We start from the raw sequence: 18,395 nt of genomic DNA on the forward strand, positions 1-18,395 counted from the left end.
GCCACCTGGGCGGATGCCTCAAGATCCAGTCCACGTACTGTCCACAGACCCCGTCCTACGGCCACTTTCGGCGGGCACGCGCCTGCGCATACGGGAAGACCCGCATCCAGCGTTGTGGCTGGTGGCGGGGTCTTTTGGCGCCTCGTGCGAGGTGCCCCCGGCAGGATTCGAACCTGCGCACGCGGATCCGCCCGTCGTTCCCGCTCACAGGTGCTTGCCCGCCTCCCGTACCGACAGCGGCGACAGCCGCTCCCCCTCCTGCGCGAGGAAAGCGCGCACGGCGCCGGGGTCGGTGCGGGCGTACTCGCGCAGTGCCCAGCCGACGGCCTTGCGGATGAAGAAGTCCCGGTGGCCCGCCTGCCGCAGGCAGTAACGGAACAGCCGCCGGGGGTCGGTGTCCGCCTTGTACGTCAACTGGTGGAGCAGCGCGGTGCGGGCGAGCCAGAGGTCCTCGTCCTCGATCCACTCGTCCATCGTGCCCACCAGGGCGGGGTCGGCGGCGACGAGCCGTCCGACGACGTGTGCGGCGAGCAGGTCGACGGTGTCCCACCAGGGCTCGGTCGTGACGAGGTGCCGGGCCGTGGCGAGGAAGTCCGTGGAGCAGCGCCCCACGTGGCGGCGCAGGTAGTCCACGGCGAAGTAGCGGTACTCCCGTTCGGGGAGCGCCCAGCAACGCAGGGCGACGGCCGTGCAGTCGGCCTCGTCCGGCCGCGGCGTGCCCGCGAGCACGGCGCGGGAGAGGGTGCGCCGGGCGGGCGTCGCGATGCCGAGGAACGGGAACGCGTCCCGCATGTACGCGGCGGCCGAGGCGGCCCGCACCGGGTCCGCGGCGCCGCCGTACGCCGTGGTCAGCCGCGGCAGGACGAGGTCCGCGAGGGCGCTGGCCGGCACGGCCTGGGCGGGAGGGGCCATGGCCCTACGGTACGCGGCGGCACCGGAGCGACATCGTCCTCCGCTAGGCTCGCGGGATGTCCGAGGTCACCGCCCTCTCCCGTCCGCGCCCGCGAGCGGCGTCGTGGGCCCGGCTGGCGCTGCTGGTCGTCCTGCTGTCCGGGGCCGCCGCCTCGGTGCTGGTGTGGGAGCCCCAGCGGCTGCTCGCGCACGGCTGGCCCGTCCAACTCACCGGTGTCGCGGCGGTGGTGCTCTTCGCCGCGGGCTACGGGCTGTGCGCCCTCGCCTTCGTGCCGCGCCCGCTGCTCAACGTCGGTGCCGGGGCGCTCTTCGGCGCCCAGGCCGGACTGCCCGCGGCCCTCGCGGGAACGGTGCTCGGCGCCGGCCTCGCCTTCGTCCTGGGCCGCCTCCTCGGGCGGGACGCGTTGCGCCCGTTGCTGCGCGGGCGGGTACTGCTCGCCGCGGACCGCCAGCTCAGTGAGCACGGCTTCCGCACGATGCTGGCGATGCGTCTGTTCCCCGGCGTGCCCTTCGCGGCGGCCAACTACAGCGCGGCGGTCTCGCGGATGCGGCTGGCGCCCTTCCTGCTGGCCACGGCGCTGGGCAGCGTGCCCAACACGGGGGCCTACGTCGTCGCCGGGAGCCGCGCCGCCACGCCCACGTCGCCGGTCTTCCTCGTCGCGATGGGCTTCATCGCGGTCACCGGCCTCGCCGCGGTCGTGGTCGCCGCCCGCACCCGCCGCAGGCGGTGACCTCGCGCTGGGAGGTTCCGCCTTCCAGCAGGGAGGGAGCCGGTCGTGGCACCGGTGCCGGTTCCCGGCGGATGATCAGGGCGCGGACACCGGCGTACGAGGCTCCGGCGCGGGCCGGCACCGGGCCGGGCGCGTCCGCACCCATCCGCCGTCGCCGAGGAGTCGTGCTGTGCACCGGACGTTCTTCATCACCGCCGTGGGCAGTGGCCTGGGCCGCGCCTTCGCCGAGGAGGCCCTGGCGGCGGGGCACCGGGTGATCGGTACCGTCCGAAAGGCCGAGCAGGCGGCGGAGTTCGAGGCGCTCGCGCCCGGCCGGGCCGTCGGCAGGGTTCTGGACGTCACCGACGAGGACGCCGTCGTCGCGGTGGTCGACGAGGTCGAGCGGACCGTCGGCCCGGTCGAGGTGCTGATCAGCAATGCCGGCTACGGCCTGGAGGGGACCGTCGAGGAGTCCACGATGGGCGACCTGCGGCGCCAGTTCGACGTCAACGTCTTCGGCAGTGTCGCGGTCATCAAGGCCGTCCTGCCGCACATGCGCCGGCGCCGCGGCGGCCACGTCTTCTCGGTGTCGTCCATGGCGGGCCTGACCGCCCTGCCCGGCGTCGCGTTCTACGGGGCCAGCAAGTTCGCGATGGAGGGGATCGCCGCGTCCCTGGCGCAGGAGGTCGCGGGCTTCGGCATCCGCGTCACCTCCCTGGCCCTCGGCTCGTTCCGTACCGACTGGGCCGGCCGCTCGATGGTGCGCGCCCCGCGCACCGTCCCCGACTACGACGCCCTCTTCGAACCGATCCGCACCGCGCGCCAGGCCAAGAGCGGCAACCAGACCGGCGACCCGGTCCGCGCGGCGCGCGCCGTGCTCCGGGTCCTGGAGGCCGACGAGCCGCCGCTCCACCTCGTGCTCGGCAGCGACGCCCTGCGCCTGGTCGAGCAGGGGCAACGGCAACTCGCCGGCGACCTCGCCGCGTGGGCCGACGTGACGGCGTCCACGGACTTCCCCGCCGATGCCTGACCCGGCGGCGGTGATCACGCCCCGCCCGGCTGCCGCGTTCCACCGGCATCGAACCAGATCGCGGAACAGGTGCGGGCACCGGGCCCCACGGCCGGTGGACCGTGCCGGTCCGGCCCGTGCACGACCGGCGAGAGTTCATCGTCGGCGACCTGGTGCGGTTGCTTGTTTCACGGCCTTCTAGCGCCGTGCGCCGCGGCGTCGGCGGATATGTGTCCGCGTGGCCTTTCCCCGGGACGAGGAACGTGGCGTGGACCTTCTTTCCGCGACTCTTTCCAGGTGTTCCGGCGTGAACCCGCCGTCGAAGGCGAGGGCGACATTTCCGCACACGAAGGCCGTGCCGGAGCGGTGACTCCCGACGCTCCCGATCACGCCCGAGGTAGGGCGAAGGCCGCCGGGCGCCGGAATTCGGGGCAGGCCGAAATGGCCGGTGAATTTCCCGAGGGTCGTGGCCGCAAAAGCACGGACCGCGGGGACCCGGGAATTCGGCCGCAGGCGGCGGCCTTTCCCGTCCGAAGGAGCGATGCGCGGTTGGGCGTCCCTATACTTTGGTATAGAAGTCCGCCGGGGACGCCCGATATGTTTTGATGCGGGCCGGGACGGCGCTTACGGTTGCGTGCGTGATCGATGTGAGACGGGCCCTGCACGGGCATCCGCGGCTCATGGACGCGGGCGTGGTGGTCGCGGCCGCCGGGCTGACGGTGCTCGTCATGCGGGTGCAGCAGTCGGGGCAGCACGTGTACCCGCAGTTGTCCAGCGGCGCCTTCCTCACCTCTCTACTGCCGCCCGTCTGGCCGCTCCAGGCGGCGCTGGTCCCGCTGCTGGCGTGCGTGGCCCTGTTCTGGCGCCGGCGTCACCCGGTCGCGCTGGCCCTGGCCCTCGTGGCGCTGACGGTGGTCTGCCCGGTGGTCGTCCCGCTGCTGGTGGCGCTGTTCACCGTGGCCGCCACCCGTCCCCCGCGGACGACGCTCCTGGTCACCGCGGTGGCGTTGCTGCCCGTGCTCGCGCAGTCCGTGCTCGCCTCGTACGCCGGGCCGCTGACCGCCGCCGCGGCGGTGTCCGCGGTGGCGTGCGTGGGCGGCGCCGTCGGCTGGGGCCTGTACGTGGCCGGGGTGCGGGAGCGGGCCGCGCGGGCGGAGCGGGAGGCGGACCTGCGGGCCGAGCAGGCCCGGCAGCACGCCCGGGAGGAGATCGCCCGGGAGATGCACGACGTGCTGGCCCACCGGCTCACGCTGCTCAGCGTGCACGCGGGCGCGCTGGAGTTCCACCCCACCGCGTCGCCGGCCCAGGTCGCCGAGGCGGCCGGGGTGATCCGGCAGAGCGCGGGCCAGGCTCTGGAGGACCTGCAGGACGTGCTGCGCGTCCTGCGCACCCCCACGGTCAGCGCGCACGCCGAGCCGCCGCAGCCCGCGGTGGCCGACCTGGAGCTGCTGGTCGAGGAGTCGCGCGCGGCCGGCGCCACCGTCGAGCTGCACCAGGACACGGAGGACCTGACGACCATGGACCCGGCCACGAGCCGAGCCGCGTACCGCATCCTGCAGGAAGCGCTCACCAACCACCGCAAGCACGCCCCGGACGGCCCGCTGCGGCTGTCGCTGACCGGCGGGGCCCGGCAGGGGCTGACCATCACGGCCCGCAACCCGGTACGGCCGGACCGCGCCGCGCACCCCGCGGGCGCCGGTCAGGGCCTCGTCGGGATGGAGGAGAGGGCGGCCCTGGCGGGCGGCACCGTGCGGCGCACCCTCACCGCCACCGGCTTCGCGCTCGAGGTCCGGCTGCCGTGGACCAGGTGACCCGCGTCCTGATCGTGGACGACGACCCGCTGGTGCGCTCGGGCCTGCGCATGATGCTGTCCGGCGCGCAGGACATCGAGGTGGTCGCCGAGGCCGCGGACGGCACGGAGGTCCTGCCGCTGGTCGACGCGCACCGGCCCGACCTCGTCCTGATGGACATCCGGATGCCGCGGATGGACGGTCTGAGCGCCACCGCCGAACTGCGGCGCAGGCCCCGGCCGCCCGAGGTGCTGATCCTGACGACGTTCACGACGGACGGCTACGTCCTGGAGGCGTTGCGGGCGGGCGCGGCGGGCTACGTCCTCAAGCACACGCCGCCCGCCCAGATCGTCGCCGCGGTGCGGAACGTCGTGGCGGGCGAACCGGTCCTCTCCCCGGCCGCCGTCAAGCAGCTCATCGGGGCCGTCATGGCCCCCGGCGACGAGGCCGGCGGCGCGGGCACCGCCGACCGGGGGGAGGCGGAGCGGTTGCTCGGCCTCCTGGGGCAGCGGGAGCGGGAGGTCGCGCTCGCGGTGGCGCAGGGCAGGACCAACGCCGAGATCTCGGCGGCGCTGTACATGAGCGTCGCCACCGTGAAGGCGCACGTGTCCCACATCCTCACCAAGCTCGGCCTGAACAACCGCGTCCAGATCGCCCTGGTGGTGTACCGGGCCGGCCTGGCCTGACGACGGGTCAGTCGCCCCGGCGCAGACCGGCGACGAGGAGCCCGGCCAGGCGGCGCGCGTCGTAGCGCGGATCGGCCTCCGCGCCGATGCAGAGGTTCCCGACGCCCCGCATGAGCGCGTACGCCTCCACGTCGGAGCGGATCTCGCCGGAGGCGGCGGCCGCGTCGAGCAGTCCGGAGCACACGGGCAGGAGGCGGTCGAGGAAGTAGGCGTGCAGCGCCTCGAAGCCGGCATTGTCGGACCGCAGCACGGCGGCGAGCCCGTGCTTGGTCACCAGGAAGTCGACGAAGAGGTCGATCCACCGGGCCAGCGCGGTGTACGGGCTCACGCCGCCGGCCAGCAGCGCGGGTGCGGCCTCGGCGCAGGCGTCGACCTGGTGCCGGTAGACGGCGACGATCAGGTCCGCGCGGGTCGGGAAGTGGCGGTAGATGGTGCCCGTCCCGACACCGGCCCGGGCGGCGATGTCGCGTACGGGGGCCTCCACGCCCGACGCGACGAAGGCCGCGGCGGCCGCCTCGAGCAGGCTCTCCTGATTGCGCCGGGCGTCCGCCCGCGGGGACCTCTCGACCACCGTGCCGCTCCTCCCACGAACCGTGCTTGCCAAAACGGAACCGCGTTCCGTATCTTTAATGGAACGAGGTTCCGTTTCCTCATGATGCCAGGGCGCTCGCCCCGGGACCAATCCGTGCGCGCTTGCGCCGCACGACGCCACCCACCCGCAAGGGAGAACACGCTCATGCAGTACCGCACCTTGGGCCGCACCGGTGTGCAGGTCAGTTCCCTCGCGCTCGGCGCGATGAACTTCGGCAGCATCGGGCGCACCACACAGGACGAGGCCACCGCCCTCGTCGACGCCGCCGTCGAGGCGGGGATCAACGTCATCGACACCGCCGACATGTACAGCGCAGGCGAGTCGGAGGAGATGGTCGGCAAGGCACTCGCCGGCCGCCGCGACGACATCGTGCTGGCCACGAAGGCGGCCATGCCGATGGGCGAGGAGCGCAACCACCGCGGCGGTTCCCGCCGCTGGCTCGTCAGGGCCCTGGAGGACAGCCTGCGCCGGCTCGGCGTCGACCACGTCGACCTCTACCAGATCCACCGGTGGGACCCGGCCACCGGCGACGAGGAGACCCTGTCGGCCCTGACCGACCTGCAACGCGCGGGCAAGATCCGCTACTTCGGCTCCTCGACCTTCCCCGCGTACCGCATCGTGCAGGCCCAGTGGGCCGCCCGCGAACACCACCTGGGCCGCTACGTCACCGAACAGCCCGGCTACTCCGTCCTCCAGCGCGGTGCGGAGACCCATGTGCTGCCGGTGGCCGAGGAGTACGGCCTCGGCGTGCTGGCGTGGAGCCCGCTGGCCTCGGGCTGGCTGTCCGGGGCGATCCGCGAGGGCCGCGCGGTCACCACCAGCCGCTCGTCCTTCATGCCGGAGCGCTTCGACACCGCGCTCCCGGCCAACCGGGCCCGGCTCGACGCCGTGGAGCGGCTCGCCGCGCTCGCCGAGGACGCCGGCCTGACCATGGTCCAGCTCGCCCTCGGCTTCGTGACGGCGCACCCCGCCGTCACCGCCGCGATCATCGGCCCCCGCACCCCGGACCACCTGCGGGCCCACCTCGCCGCTGCGGACACCGTGCTCGGCGACGACCTGCTCGACGCGATCGACGCGATCGTCGCCCCCGGCCTCGACCTCGCCCCGCACGAGAAGTTCGACACCCCGCCGGCCCTGCTCGACCCGTCCCTGCGCCGCCGCCGCGCCTGACGCCCGACCAGGGGGCCGGTCCCCGCGCCGGCGACGGCACCGGGGGTGGCCGGTGCGGCCGGCGGCGTCACCACCGCCGGCCCGGGCCGGCCGATCCGGGCCCGACGGACCGCTCCCGGCTAGGTCGGGTCGTCAAATGAGCTCCCCCAGCTGGCGCTGGGAGGTGCCCCCACCGCCCGGAGGGCGGGTCCCGCGGCTCCCCCGGCTTGCGCCGGGAGGTGCCCCCAGGTGCGGTGCATCGCAAGGCGGAGAGTCGTCCTCGTAGTGGGCTACTCGGACGATTCGACAACGCAGCGTGGGGGCACCTCCCAGCGCAGCTGGGGGAGCGTCGCTGAGCAGGGGGGCGTTTGACGACACGACCTGGGGCGTGCCGCGCGGGCCGCCGGAATGTAACGAAGAGGTGACGACGCCTACCGATCAACAGGGTGCGGGCCGGAGGATGGCGACGGCCCGTCAGGCACGGGCGGGCGACGGGTTGTCACGTCCTCACGAAGGAGTCCGCCCCATGACCGACACCTCCGGAACCCCGCTCGACGACGCGGTCGAACGCGCGCTGGGCAAGCTCGACCTCGACGCGAAGGCGCGGCTGCTGGCCGGGCAGGACATGTGGTCGCTGCCCGCGCTGCCCGAGATCGGACTGGGCCCGCTCGTCATGTCGGACGGGCCCATCGGGGTGCGCGGCGTGCGCTGGACCGCCGACGACCCCTCCGTCGCGCTGCCCAGCCCCACGGCGCTCGCCGCCACCTGGGACCCCGCCCTCGCCCGCCGCACCGGGCGGCTGCTCGCCCAGGAGGCCCGCCGCAAGGGCGTGCACGTCCTGCTCGCGCCGACCGTCAACCTGCACCGCTCGCCGCTGGGCGGGCGGCACTTCGAGGCGTACTCCGAGGACCCGTACCTCACCGGTGAGATCGGCACCGGCTACGTCGCGGGCGTCCAGGACGGCGGGGTCGGCACCACCGTCAAGCACTTCGTCGCCAACGACGCTGAGACCGAGCGCTTCACCGTCGACAACGTGATCGGCGAGCGCGCGCTGCGCGAGCTCTACCTCGCACCCTTCGAGGCCATCGTCAGGAACGCCCGCCCCTGGGGCGTCATGGCCGCCTACAACTCCGTCAACGGCACCACCATGACCGAGCACCACCACCTGCAGAACGAGGTGCTGCGCCAGGAGTGGGGCTTCGACGGCTTCGTCGTCTCCGACTGGGCGGCCGCCCGGGACACCGCCGCCGCCCTCGCCGGCGGCCTCGACGTGGCGATGCCCGGACCGCGCACCGTCTACGGGGAGGCGCTGGCCCGCGCCGTGCGCGAGGGCCGCGTCGAGGAGTCCGCCGTGGACACCGCGGTGCGCAACGTGCTGCGGCTGGCCGGCCGGGTGGGCCTGCTGGCGGACACCCCCGCGGCGGTGCCCGCCGGGCGGATCCCCGCCCCGGTCGACGGACCCGCGCTGGCCCGCGAGATCGCCCGCCGCTCCTTCGTCCTGGTACGCAACGAACCGCGCGGCGAGCGGCCCGTCCTCCCCGTGGATCCCACCGCCGTGCGCCGCATCGCGCTCATCGGCGCCGCCGCGCGCGACGCCAGGGTGCTGGGCGGCGGATCCGCGCAGGTCTTCCCCAGCCGGGTCGTCTCGCCCCTGGACGGCCTGCGGGCGGCGCTGCCGGAGGCCACCGCCCTGACCTTCGCCGTGGGCGCCGACCCCAACGGGGAACTCGCGCCCGCCGGGACCGGGTTCGCACTGCGCGCGGTCTGCCGGGACGTCGCGGGCGAGGTCATCGGCGGCTGCACCCTGCCGGGTGGCCACGTGCAGTGGATGGGCGGCGACCTGCCCGACGGCGTGACCCACGACGCCCTGCACTCCGTGGAGGTGACCGGCACCTTCACCCCGCGCGAGAGCGGCGCCCACCACTTCGGCACCCGCGGACTGGGCGGCTTCCGGCTCGTCGTGGACGGCGCGGAGGTCTTCGACGGCACCCAGGTCGCCGGCCCCGAGTCCGGTCCCTTCGAGGGGATGTTCGGCGCGCCCGTCGAGCGCGGCCGGGTCGAACTGACCGCGGGGGTGCCCGTCGCGGTCTCGCTGACGCACGTCGTCCCGAAGGACGGCCGGGGACCGGTCCGCGCGGTCGTCTTCTCGCTCGTCCACGGCGAACCGCGGCGGGACGGGGACGAGTCGATCGCGGAGGCGGTCGCCGCGGCGCGGGACGCGGAGGTGGCGGTGGTCGTCGTCGCGACCACCGAGCGGGTCGAGAGCGAGGGCTTCGACCGCGCCGACCTGCGACTGCCGGGCCGGCAGGACGAACTCGTCCACGCCGTGGCCGCGGTGAACCCGCGGACGGTGGTCGTGGTGAACGCCGGCTCGCCGGTGGAGATGCCGTGGCGCGAGGAGGTCGCCGCGGTGCTGATCGGCTGGTTCCCCGGACAGGAGGCCGGCGCGGCACTCGCCGACGTGCTCCTCGGCGCGGCCGAGCCCGGCGGCAGGCTGCCCACCACCTGGCCGGCCCGGCTGGCCGACGCCCCGGTCGTGGAGGTCGTCCCCCGGGACGGGGTGCTCCGCTACGACGAGGGCGTCTTCGTCGGCTACCGCGCCTGGGAACGGGCCGGGACGGCACCCGCGTACCCCTTCGGCCACGGGCTCGGCTACACCGACTGGGCCTACGAGGACGCCTCCTTCACGCCCGCGCAGGGCCCGGCCGCGGACGGCGGGCCGGACCTCCTCGGCACGCTCACCGTACGGCTGCGCAACACCGGCGACCGGCCCGGGCGCGAGGTCGTCCAGGTCTACCTGGCGCCGCCCGCGGACGAGGACCCGGCGGTCGGCCGTCCGGCCCGCGTCCTGGCCGGATTCCTCGCCGTCGAACTCCCCGCGGGCGCCGCGACGCAGGCCCGCGTCGCGCTCACCCGCCGCGCCGCGCAGATCTGGGACCCCTCGGAGGGTGACTGGCGCCTTCTTGCGGGTACGTACACAGCCGAGGTCGCGCGCAGCGTCGCCGACCGCCGTCTCACGGTGCCGGTGGCCGTGGACGGCTGACCCACCACCCCGGGGAGGTCCCTGACACCCTCCCCGGGGTGCGGGGCCGTCGCCCTTCGCGTCGTGCGTCGCCGCGGGACGGACCGGTGCCGGACCGCCGGGCGGGCGTACGGCGGCGCGGTCGTGTGGTGACGGTTCGTCAGAGACCCGCGCCGGCAGGGTCCCCCGGGCGGACCCCGCCCGATTGCGGGCCACGTGCCGTGCCGTGACGCTCGTGCCGAACGCGCCCACCCCGGGCGTCCACCCGAGGAGCAGCGATGACGGCACGTACGCGCACCCGTCCGGTCCTGGTCGGCGCGGCACTCGCCCTGGCCGGCGCGTCCGTGCTGCTGACCGGGTCCGCGCGGGCCGGCGAACCGCCCGCGCCCGCCGTCTGCACGGTGAACGGCCGGCCGGTCACCGGCGGCGTCGTCGCCGGCACCGAGGGCTTCGACGAGATCGACTGCGCGTACGGCGTCCCCGCCGGCGTGGTGGTCGCCGGGGGCGGCGGCGTCGACGTGATCACCGTCCACGGCGGCAACGCGGGCACGGTCGACGGCGGCGACGGGGCCGACATGATCGAGGTCGACGGCGGGAACACCGGGCTGGTCGCCGGCGGCACCGGCGACGATCTGGTCGACCTGATCGGCGACGCCGAGGCCAACTCCGGCACCGTCAGCGGCGGGCCCGGCGACGACGTGCTCTTCCTGAAGGCCGAGGACATCGCGGGGACCGGCGTCGTCAGCGGCGACACGGGCTCCGACGTCTGCCTCTTCGACCCCGACCCCGCGGGCCCGCGGGACTGCGAGGTCATGGTCTGAGCCGTCCCGGCCGGGCGGGGGTTCGCATACCCTGTCGCGCATGCGAGATCTTGCCTCCGGGATACGGCTCTTCGTGGACGGCCAGCGCTGGGTGCTCCGGCACGGCCGCTGGTTCGGCTTCGGGCTGCTGCCCGCGCTGATCACACTCGTCGGCTACGCGGCGGCACTGGTCGCCCTCGCCTTCTGGGCCGACGACGCGACCGCCTGGGCCACGCCCTTCGCCGACGACTGGGACTCGCCGTGGCGCGGCCTGTTCCGCGGGCTGCTCACCGCGGTCGCCTTCGGCGGCGGCCTGCTGCTGGCGGTGATCTCCTTCACCGCGGTGACGCTCCTGGTGGGCCAGCCCTTCTACGAGTCCCTCGCCGAGCGGGTCGACGTCTCCGAGGGCGGTGCCCCGGACGCGCCCGACGTCCCGCTGTGGCGGGAACTGCTGCAGTCCGCCCGGGACAGCCTGCGCGTGCTGGTCCGGGTCGCGGCCTGGGGCGTCCTGCTCTTCGCCGCCGGCTTCATCCCCGTCGTCGGTCAGACCGTCGTCCCCGCGATCGGCTTCTGCGTCTCCGGCTACTTCCTCGCCCTCGAACTCACCGGCGTGGCCTTCCAGCGCCGGCAGGTGCCGCTGCGGGAGCGGATGCGCCTGCTGCGCGGCCGGATGACGCTCACCCTCGGGTTCGGGGTGCCGCTGATCCTGTGCTTCCTGGTGCCGCTGGTATCCGTCCTGCTCATGCCCGGCGCGGTCGCCGGCGCCACGCTCCTGGCGCGGTCCCTGATGCCGCCGCCGCAGGAGGAGCCGGAGCCGCGGGCGGAGCCCGGAGTGCCGGTGGGGCCGCCGGACCTCCGCAAGCCGTAGCGCCGGGAGCGAAGCGGAGGGAACCATAGTCCGCACCTGCCGCGTGACGTATGTCGGGAGGACGAGCACGCGAGGGGGAGGCGCGCCATGGCGCAGCGCACCAACCAGTACGACGACAACCCGCAGAGCTACCGCAGCTACTGGGTGGGCCGCGGCTACGAACACGCCGCGGAGGTGGCCGCGTTGCGCCGGCTGCTCGCGGGCCGGCACTTCGGCCACGCGGCGGACGTCGGCGGCGGCTACGGCCGGCTCGTGCCCGTGCTGCGCGAGTTCGCCGACCGGGTCACGCTGGTGGACGCCAGCCGCAAGCAGCTCAACGACGCGGAGGAGTACCTCAGGGGGCTCGCCGGGGTGAGCATGCGGCTGATGAGCGCGGGGGGCCTGGGCCTGCACTCCGAGAGCGTGGACCTGGTCACCCTGATCCGCGTCATGCACCACCTGCCCGACCCGCGGGCCGCCCTGACCGAGATGACCCGGGTGCTGCGCCCGGGCGGCACCGCCGTCGTCGAGACCGCCAACCTCGCGCACGCCGCCAACCGCCTCCGCTACGCGGCCCACCGGCGGCGGGTGCCGCTGTCCCCGGTCGACATCCGCTCCGCGGAGAACCGGGAGCGCGACAGCATCCCGTTCGTCAACCACCACCCGCGCACGGTCGCCGAGCAACTGGAGGCCGCGGGGCTGCGCGTGGAGCGCCGGCTGTCGGTGTCCAACCTGCGCAGCGCACGCCTGAAGCGGGTGGTCCCGCACTCGGCACTGGTACGCGCCGAGGGCGCCCTGCAGTCCCCGCTGGCCCGCGTGGGCTTCGGGCCGAGCATCTTCTTCCTCGTCCGCAAACCGGGCCGCGCCCTGTCGTCCTAGGCCCGACGGACGCCCCCGACGGGTGGCGTGGGAGACCCTCCGGGCCCATGAGGTGACGTGCCCCGTCGTGGGCGCGGCCCGAACGCTCCGGCGGCGCGGCCTCCCGCCACGCCGTGCGCGACGCCCCGCCCTCCGGGAGGGGCGCCGGGGCGGCGGCCTTGGGGCCTGCCTGGGACCGGTCAGCGGGCGGTCCGGGGGTTGAGGTGGGCCGGGCTTCCGGGAGGGGTGCCGGGTGCGCTTGGGGGCCTTCTCGGGGTGGAGGGGCGCTGGCTGTGGGTCCGCCTGGGGGACGGTCAGCGGGCGGCCCGGGGGTTGAGGTGGGCGGCCCGGCTTCCGGGAGGGGTGCCGGTGTCTCTGGGGCACGTTCTCGGGGCGGAGGGGCGGTGGATGTGGGGCCTGCCCGGGGGACCCGGTCAGCGGTGGGCCCAGGCCTCCCGCACGGCTCCGTGCCGCATGGCCGCGGCAGCGGGATCTGTGCCCCCGGGCCCGGCCGCCTGGCCGCGTTGCCGAGGGCACCACGCGGCGGGCCCCGGGCCGGGCCGCCTTGGCGGGGGGGGCCTGGCGGGGTGGGGGGACGGTGGGGCATGCTCCGGTCGGCCGACCCGTACCCGACCGTCCGGAGGTTTCCCGCGATGCGGTTGCCGCTCCACCCCGGTGTGCCCGCCGACGTCCCGCCGCCCACGGCCGAGGAACTGCGCCTGGAGGGCGAGGTGCCGCGCGAGATCCTGCGCCGCGGCGGCTTCGACGCCGCGGCCCCGCGGTTCGCCCGGGCGCTGGCGGAGGCCCGCGACCCGGCCGCGGCGGCGCGGACGGTACGGCGCCACGGGCGCGCCCTGTGGCGGGCCGCGGTGGACCGGGCCCAGGGCCGCGGGCCGGTGGAGGGCGACCTGAGCCACGACGACGACCGGCCGCTGTACTGGGCCCGGCTCGCCCTCGGCGCAGAACTGCGGCGCTGGGAGCCGGCGTTCCCGCTGCCCGCCGCCGTCCGCGCGGCGCTGCGGGCCCGCCTGGAGGGTGCCACGCGGGGACAGGACGCCCTCCGCCCGCCGCCCGCGGAGGGCGTCCTGCGCGTCCTGCTGACCGGCTTCGACCCCTTCCGGCTGGACGCCGACGTACGCCGCAGCAACCCCTCCGGGGCCGCGGCGCTCGCCCTGGACGGCGTCACGCTGGAGACCGCCGCCGGCCCGGCCCGCGTCGAGACCGTCGTCTTCCCGGTGCGCTGGGGCGACTTCACCGACGGCGCGGTCGAGCGGGTGCTGCGCCCCCGGTTCCGGCCCGGACCGCGCCGGGTCGACCTCTTCGTCACCGTCAGCCAGGGCCGGGACGGGCGCTTCGACCTCGAACGCTTCAACGGCGCCTGGCGCGGCGGCCACCCCGACAACGCCGGCCTGTCCGTCACCGGCCCGGTCCCGGTCGCCGTCCCTGGCCGGCAGCCGCAGTGGACGGCGTCCACGCTCCCGTACGCGGCGATGGCCGCCGCGGGCACCGGCGCCTTCCCGGTGCACGACCGCACGGCGGTCACCGAGGTCCCGGCCGGGGCGGGCGCCCCCGTCGCCCGTGACGGCGGCCCGACGGCAGGCTCCGCCGCCCGCGCCGGGGGCGGCGGCGACTACCTCTCCAACGAGATCGCCTACCGGGCGACCCTGCTCCGGGACACGCTCGCGCTGCCCGCCCCGGGCGGCCACGTCCACACCCCGGTGCTGCACTTCGGCCCCGGCAACACCGACCCGGCCGGCGGCACGGTCACCGACCCGGCCCTCGTCGCCCAGCGGCTCGCGGTCACCGCGCAGATCCGCGCCCTCCTCGTCGCGGCCACGGACACGCTGAACGCAAGCGCGACCGGGCCCGTATGAGACGCGGGAAGGCCGCAAGACAGCCGAACCGTGCACCACTTGTCCAATGAACAACCCATGTGCACCAGATGTGAGGGTTGTGCGACACGGTGGTGCGGGCAAGGGGAAGCGGGCCGCCGCGGCGCGGCCCCCGTGATCGAGGGAGGTCCTGCCGTGACCGTCGCCGTCGGCGTCACCGGTAATGCCACCGAGTTGTTCCGCGCCAACACCGCGCACAGTCCCTCGTACTTCGCGCTGCGCCGCGCCGCCGGCGGCGCGGCGTCCTCGGGCCAGGGACGGGACATCGTCGACTTCTGCATCCCGTGCAACCCGTACTTCCCGAGCCCGGCCATGTACGACAAGCTCCAGGAGTCGATGCGGGACATCCTCACCTACTACCCGAGCAGCACCGACGTGATCACCAACGAGCTGTGCTCGCTGCTCGGCCTCAACCCGCAGACCGTGGCCATGGGCAACGGCTCCACCGAGCTGATCACCTGGATCGACCACCTGCTGGTCCGCGAGAGCCTGGCCGTCCCGATACCGACCTTCGGCCGCTGGACCGACCAGCCGATGGAGACCGGCAAGCGCGTCGACATGTTCCTCCTCCCGGAGGCCGCCGGGTTCGCCCTCGATCCGGCGGCCTTCGTCGCGTTCGTCCGCGCCCGCGGCTCCCGTACGGCCGTGATCTGCAACCCCAACAACCCCGACGGCGGCTTCCTCCCCAAGCACGCCGTCGTGGCGCTGATGGACGCCCTGTCCGACCTCGACCTCGTCGTGATCGACGAGTCCTTCCTCGACTTCAGCGACGCCGAGGCGTGGCCGAGCGTCGCCGACGAGGCCGTCCTGCGGCCCAACGTGGTCGTGCTGCGCAGCCTCGGCAAGAACTTCGGCCTGCACGGCATCCGCTTCGGCTACCTCGTCGCCAACCCGGCGCTGGCCGGGAAGGTCCGCCGCATGCTGCCGAAGTGGAACCTCAACTCCTTCGCCGAGGCGGTGGTCTTCATGCTCAAGGACCACCGCGAGGAGTACGCGCAGAGCCTGCGCATGGTCTCCCGCGACCGCCAGGAGATGACCTGGCAGCTCGCGGCGCTGCCGGGGCTGACGGTCTACCCGTCGCAGGGCAACTTCGTCTTCGTCAAGCTCCCCGACGGCGTCGACGGGGCGGTGCTGCGCGACCGGCTGCTGGCCGAGCACGGGGTGCTGGTCCGCGATTGCGGCAACAAACTGGGCAGCAGCAGCCGTTTCATGCGGCTGGTGGTCCGCCCCCAGGCCGACGTCCAGCGGCTGCTCACCGGGCTGAGCACGGTGCTCTACGGCAGCACCTGGTACGCGGCTCCCGCTCCCGCGCCCGCGGCTGCCGCACCCGTCCAGGAGCAGCCCCCTCAGCCCCCGCAGCCCGTGCCGCAGCAACTGCCGCAGATCCAGGCCGCCCCGCCGGTGCAGGCCGCCGTACCGCCCGCGCAGTCGTTCCCGCAGATCCAGCAGGCCCCGCCGCCCCAGCCGCTGTACGAGCAGCCCTTCGCGCCGCTCCCGGGGCCTCCCCAGCCGGTCTACGAGGTCAGACCCGAGCCGCAGCCACAGCCACCATCCCAGCCGCAATTCCAGCCGCAATTCCAGGTTCCGCCCCAGGCCCAGCCGCAACCGCAGCGGCAGCCCCAGCCGCCGCAGCCGCGGCCCGAGGCGCCCGCCACGGAGATGTACCCGGCGCCGGCCGCCGAGGTCCCGCCGGCCTTCGCCTCGGTGCCGCCCGGCACTCCGCGGCCCGCGCTGTACTGGCAGGACGCCTCCTGACGCACCACGCCCGCGCGGGCCGGTCGCTCACCGGCCGGCGCGGGCGCCGGGTCACCTGGCCGAGCGGAACGAGCGGCTTTCCAGGGTCTTCCACGCCTGGCACGAGCTCTGCTTGCCGCTCGTCTCGTTGACGGTGCAGTGCGTCTCGACCACCCTGCCGTCCCGGGTGATCGCCTTGACCCACACGCCGGAGCCGACGGAGGTCACCGTGGCGCCGCAGACACCGCGCGGGTAGCCCCGGTTGTTGCTGAGCGAGTGCCAGACGAAACGCCCGCTGGGAAGGGTGCGGCCGCCGATGTAGAGGCGGCCCTCGAACACGGCGACGGAGATCTCCTGGTCGCCCCTGCGGAGGGTGGAGTCGATGCTGACGCAGGCGCCGTCGCGGGACCCGTCGTCGCGGTTCCCGCCCGGGTCGTCGCGGCGCTGCTGCTGCGGCCCGTCCCCGCGCTGGTTCCCGCCCTGCTCACCCCGCTGGTTGCCGCCCTGGCCGCCGTCCTCGCCCTGATCGCGCTGCCCGCCCTGCCCGCCCTGCCCGCCCTGGTCACCGCGGTCGTCCCGGCCGTTTCCGCCGTTCCCGCCGTTCCCGTCCTCGCCCTCGTCCCCGCCGCTGTCGCCCCGGTCGGTCTCCCGGCCGCCCCGCTGGTCCGAGCGCTCCCCGCCGTCCCCGGAGTCCTCGCGGCCGCCCTCGTCGCGGGCCTCCTCCTCGCCGCCGTCCCCGCCGTCCTCGTCGTCGTCCGCGGCGACGCCGCGGGTGGCGGGCGGCCTGGGGTCGTGGGCGGCCGTCCTCGCGCCGGCCGCGGTGGTGACGGTGCCGGGGGTCGTGGCGAGCACGGGCGCCGTCGCCGCGGCCGCGGCGACGGCGAGCGGCACGACCACGCCGGTCAGCCGTCCGTACCGCCGGAACCTGCGCGGCGATGGCGACCTGCCGTCAGGACTCATGGGGGACTCCTCGTCGAATGCGAAAGCCGCAGGGCTCGATCGACGGGATCCGTACCCCCCGGCGCGCGCACTGCCCGCCGCTGTCATTCCGGTGGCCCAGAACATTCCCGTACGGCCGAAGGGGCGTTCACCGGGTGCCGGTACCGAAGTCGACAGGCGGGGGCGCCCGGGAGAGAATCCCGGCCGCCCCCGCCCGCGGGGAGGGTGGCGCCGCTCAGTGGGTGCCGAAGGAGTGCACCGTGGTGGAACGGTAGGTCTGCCCCGGCCGCAGGACCGTCGACGGGAACGCGGGCTGGTTGGGGGAGTCCGGGAAGTGCTGGGTCTCCAGGCAGAAGCCGTCGCCCTGCCGGTAGACCCGGCCCGAGGAGCCGGCGAACGCCCCGGTCAGGAAGTTGCCCGTGTAGAACTGCACACCGGGCTCGGTGGTGGCGATCCGCATGACCCGCCCGGAGACGGGCTCGGTGACCGTCACGATGTGCTCGGGTGCGGCCGTGCGGCCCTTGTCGAGCACGAAGTTGTGGTCGATGCCCTGCCCGTACAGGATCTGCTGGTGGGCGGAGCGGATGTCGCGGCCGATCGTCTTCGGGGAGCGGAAGTCGAACGGGGTGCCGGCGACGGGCGCCAGCTCACCGGTCGGGATCAGGGTGGAGCCGACCGGGGTGTAGCGCCGGGCGGCGATCCGGACCTCGTGGTCGTAGATGCCGCCGTCGCCCTCGCCGCGCAGGTTGAAGTACGTGTGGTTGGTGAGGTTGACGACCGTCGCCTTGTCGGTGGTGGCGGTGTAGTCGATCCGCCACCGGGCGTCGGCGGTCAGGGTGTAGACGACCTTGACCTTGAGCGTGCCCGGGTAGCCCATCTCGCCGTCCGCGCTGGTGTAGCGCAGCACGAGCCCGGCGTCCGAGCCCGCCGTGAAGCCCTCGACCGCCCAGACCCGCTTGTCGAAGCCCCGGTCGCCGCCGTGGAGGCTGTTCGGGCCGTCGTTGACGGGCAGCTGGTAGGTGTGGCCGTCCAGGGTGAACTTCCCGCCCGCGATGCGGTTGCCGTAGCGGCCGATCAGGGCGCCGAAGTACGGGCTGTTCGCCACGTAGCCGGCCAGGTCGTCGAATCCGAGGGACACGTTGACGCGGCGGCCGCGCCGGTCGGGCAGCTCCAGGGTCTGGACGACGCCGCCGTACGAGAGCACCTTGAGGGTGATCCCGCCGTTGCTGACCGTCCAGATGTCGACCTTGGTGCCGTCGTCGAGGGTCCCGAAGTGTTCCTTGCTCACCTTGCTCCTGCCCGCGGGCCTGTGCCTGGCGTCGGCGGTCTGCCGCGCCGTGGCGGCCCTGCCGGCCGCCCAGGCGTTCGTCCCGCCGATCGCGGGCGCGACCGCCCCGAGCGCCGCGCCCGCGATCAATGTACGTCTGTTCACTTGCGGCTCCTTCGATAGGTAGC

General features: G+C 74.9%; 15 protein-coding genes. 11 read left to right on the top strand and 4 right to left on the bottom strand.

Annotated elements, in window-relative coordinates:
• Positions 1 to 204: 204 nt before the first annotated feature.
• Positions 205 to 912 carry a DNA alkylation repair protein gene (locus tag ABZ479_RS20035; protein WP_500462834.1) on the bottom strand — a complete coding sequence of 236 codons (708 nt, stop codon included), beginning with the start codon at positions 910 to 912 and terminating at the stop codon, positions 205 to 207.
• A gap of 56 nt (positions 913 to 968) precedes the next feature.
• Here ABZ479_RS20035 and ABZ479_RS20040 point away from each other — a divergent pair, with 56 nt between their 5' ends.
• From ABZ479_RS20040 to ABZ479_RS20055, 4 genes are all read left to right on the top strand, one after another.
• Complete coding sequence (locus ABZ479_RS20040) at positions 969 to 1,643, top strand: TVP38/TMEM64 family protein (RefSeq protein WP_500462835.1); 675 nt, start codon at positions 969 to 971, stop codon at positions 1,641 to 1,643.
• A gap of 169 nt (positions 1,644 to 1,812) precedes the next feature.
• Positions 1,813 to 2,652: an oxidoreductase gene (locus ABZ479_RS20045; RefSeq protein ID WP_500462836.1), complete on the top strand. Its 840-nt coding sequence runs from the start codon at positions 1,813 to 1,815 to the stop codon at positions 2,650 to 2,652.
• 617 nt (positions 2,653 to 3,269) lie between these two features.
• Positions 3,270 to 4,442 carry a sensor histidine kinase gene (locus tag ABZ479_RS20050; protein ID WP_500462837.1) on the top strand — a complete coding sequence of 391 codons (1,173 nt, stop codon included), beginning with the start codon at positions 3,270 to 3,272 and terminating at the stop codon, positions 4,440 to 4,442.
• Positions 4,430 to 5,107 (top strand): response regulator transcription factor, encoded by a 678-nt coding sequence (locus tag ABZ479_RS20055; protein ID WP_500462838.1) that lies wholly within the window; start codon positions 4,430 to 4,432, stop codon positions 5,105 to 5,107. The genes ABZ479_RS20050 and ABZ479_RS20055 overlap by 13 nt, the downstream gene beginning before the upstream one ends.
• Before the next feature lie 7 nt (positions 5,108 to 5,114).
• Here the strand turns inward: ABZ479_RS20055 and ABZ479_RS20060 are convergent, their stop codons facing one another.
• Positions 5,115 to 5,678, bottom strand: coding sequence for a TetR/AcrR family transcriptional regulator (locus ABZ479_RS20060; protein WP_500462839.1), 564 nt, complete (start codon positions 5,676 to 5,678; stop codon positions 5,115 to 5,117).
• Between the two features lie 165 nt (positions 5,679 to 5,843).
• Here ABZ479_RS20060 and ABZ479_RS20065 point away from each other — a divergent pair, with 165 nt between their 5' ends.
• The 7 genes from ABZ479_RS20065 (at position 5,844) to ABZ479_RS20095 (ending at position 16,022) form a co-directional block, all read left to right on the top strand.
• A complete protein-coding gene (locus ABZ479_RS20065) occupies positions 5,844 to 6,869 on the top strand; it encodes an aldo/keto reductase (protein WP_500462840.1) in 1,026 nt (341 codons plus the stop codon).
• 505 nt (positions 6,870 to 7,374) lie between these two features.
• The gene (locus ABZ479_RS20070) at positions 7,375 to 9,891 is read left to right on the top strand and encodes a beta-glucosidase (protein ID WP_500462841.1); all 2,517 of its coding nucleotides are present in this window, start codon (positions 7,375 to 7,377) and stop codon (positions 9,889 to 9,891) included.
• 257 nt (positions 9,892 to 10,148) lie between these two features.
• Complete coding sequence (locus tag ABZ479_RS20075) at positions 10,149 to 10,691, top strand: hypothetical protein (RefSeq protein ID WP_500462842.1); 543 nt, start codon at positions 10,149 to 10,151, stop codon at positions 10,689 to 10,691.
• Positions 10,692 to 10,731: 40 nt separating this feature from the next.
• A complete protein-coding gene (locus ABZ479_RS20080) occupies positions 10,732 to 11,538 on the top strand; it encodes an EI24 domain-containing protein (protein WP_500462843.1) in 807 nt (268 codons plus the stop codon).
• An 87-nt stretch (positions 11,539 to 11,625) separates the two neighbouring features.
• Positions 11,626 to 12,396, top strand: a complete 771-nt coding sequence (locus tag ABZ479_RS20085; RefSeq protein WP_500462844.1) for a class I SAM-dependent methyltransferase — start codon at positions 11,626 to 11,628, stop codon at positions 12,394 to 12,396.
• Between the two features lie 632 nt (positions 12,397 to 13,028).
• Complete coding sequence (locus tag ABZ479_RS20090; RefSeq protein ID WP_500462845.1) at positions 13,029 to 14,249, top strand: PA0049 C-terminal domain-containing protein; 1,221 nt, start codon at positions 13,029 to 13,031, stop codon at positions 14,247 to 14,249.
• A gap of 153 nt (positions 14,250 to 14,402) precedes the next feature.
• Entirely contained in the window at positions 14,403 to 16,022 is a 1,620-nt protein-coding gene (locus ABZ479_RS20095; protein WP_500462846.1) for a pyridoxal phosphate-dependent aminotransferase, read from the top strand.
• A 51-nt stretch (positions 16,023 to 16,073) separates the two neighbouring features.
• Here the strand turns inward: ABZ479_RS20095 and ABZ479_RS20100 are convergent, their stop codons facing one another.
• Positions 16,074 to 16,961, bottom strand: coding sequence for a hypothetical protein (locus ABZ479_RS20100; protein ID WP_500462847.1), 888 nt, complete (start codon positions 16,959 to 16,961; stop codon positions 16,074 to 16,076).
• Positions 16,962 to 17,175: 214 nt separating this feature from the next.
• Positions 17,176 to 18,357, bottom strand: a complete 1,182-nt coding sequence (locus ABZ479_RS20105) for an aldose epimerase family protein (RefSeq protein ID WP_500462937.1) — start codon at positions 18,355 to 18,357, stop codon at positions 17,176 to 17,178.
• Between the last annotated feature and the right edge of the window lie 38 nt (positions 18,358 to 18,395).

Origin of the sequence: Streptomyces sp. NPDC005722 (assembly GCF_040630935.1) — a bacterium.
Lineage (GTDB): Bacteria > Actinomycetota > Actinomycetes > Streptomycetales > Streptomycetaceae > Actinacidiphila.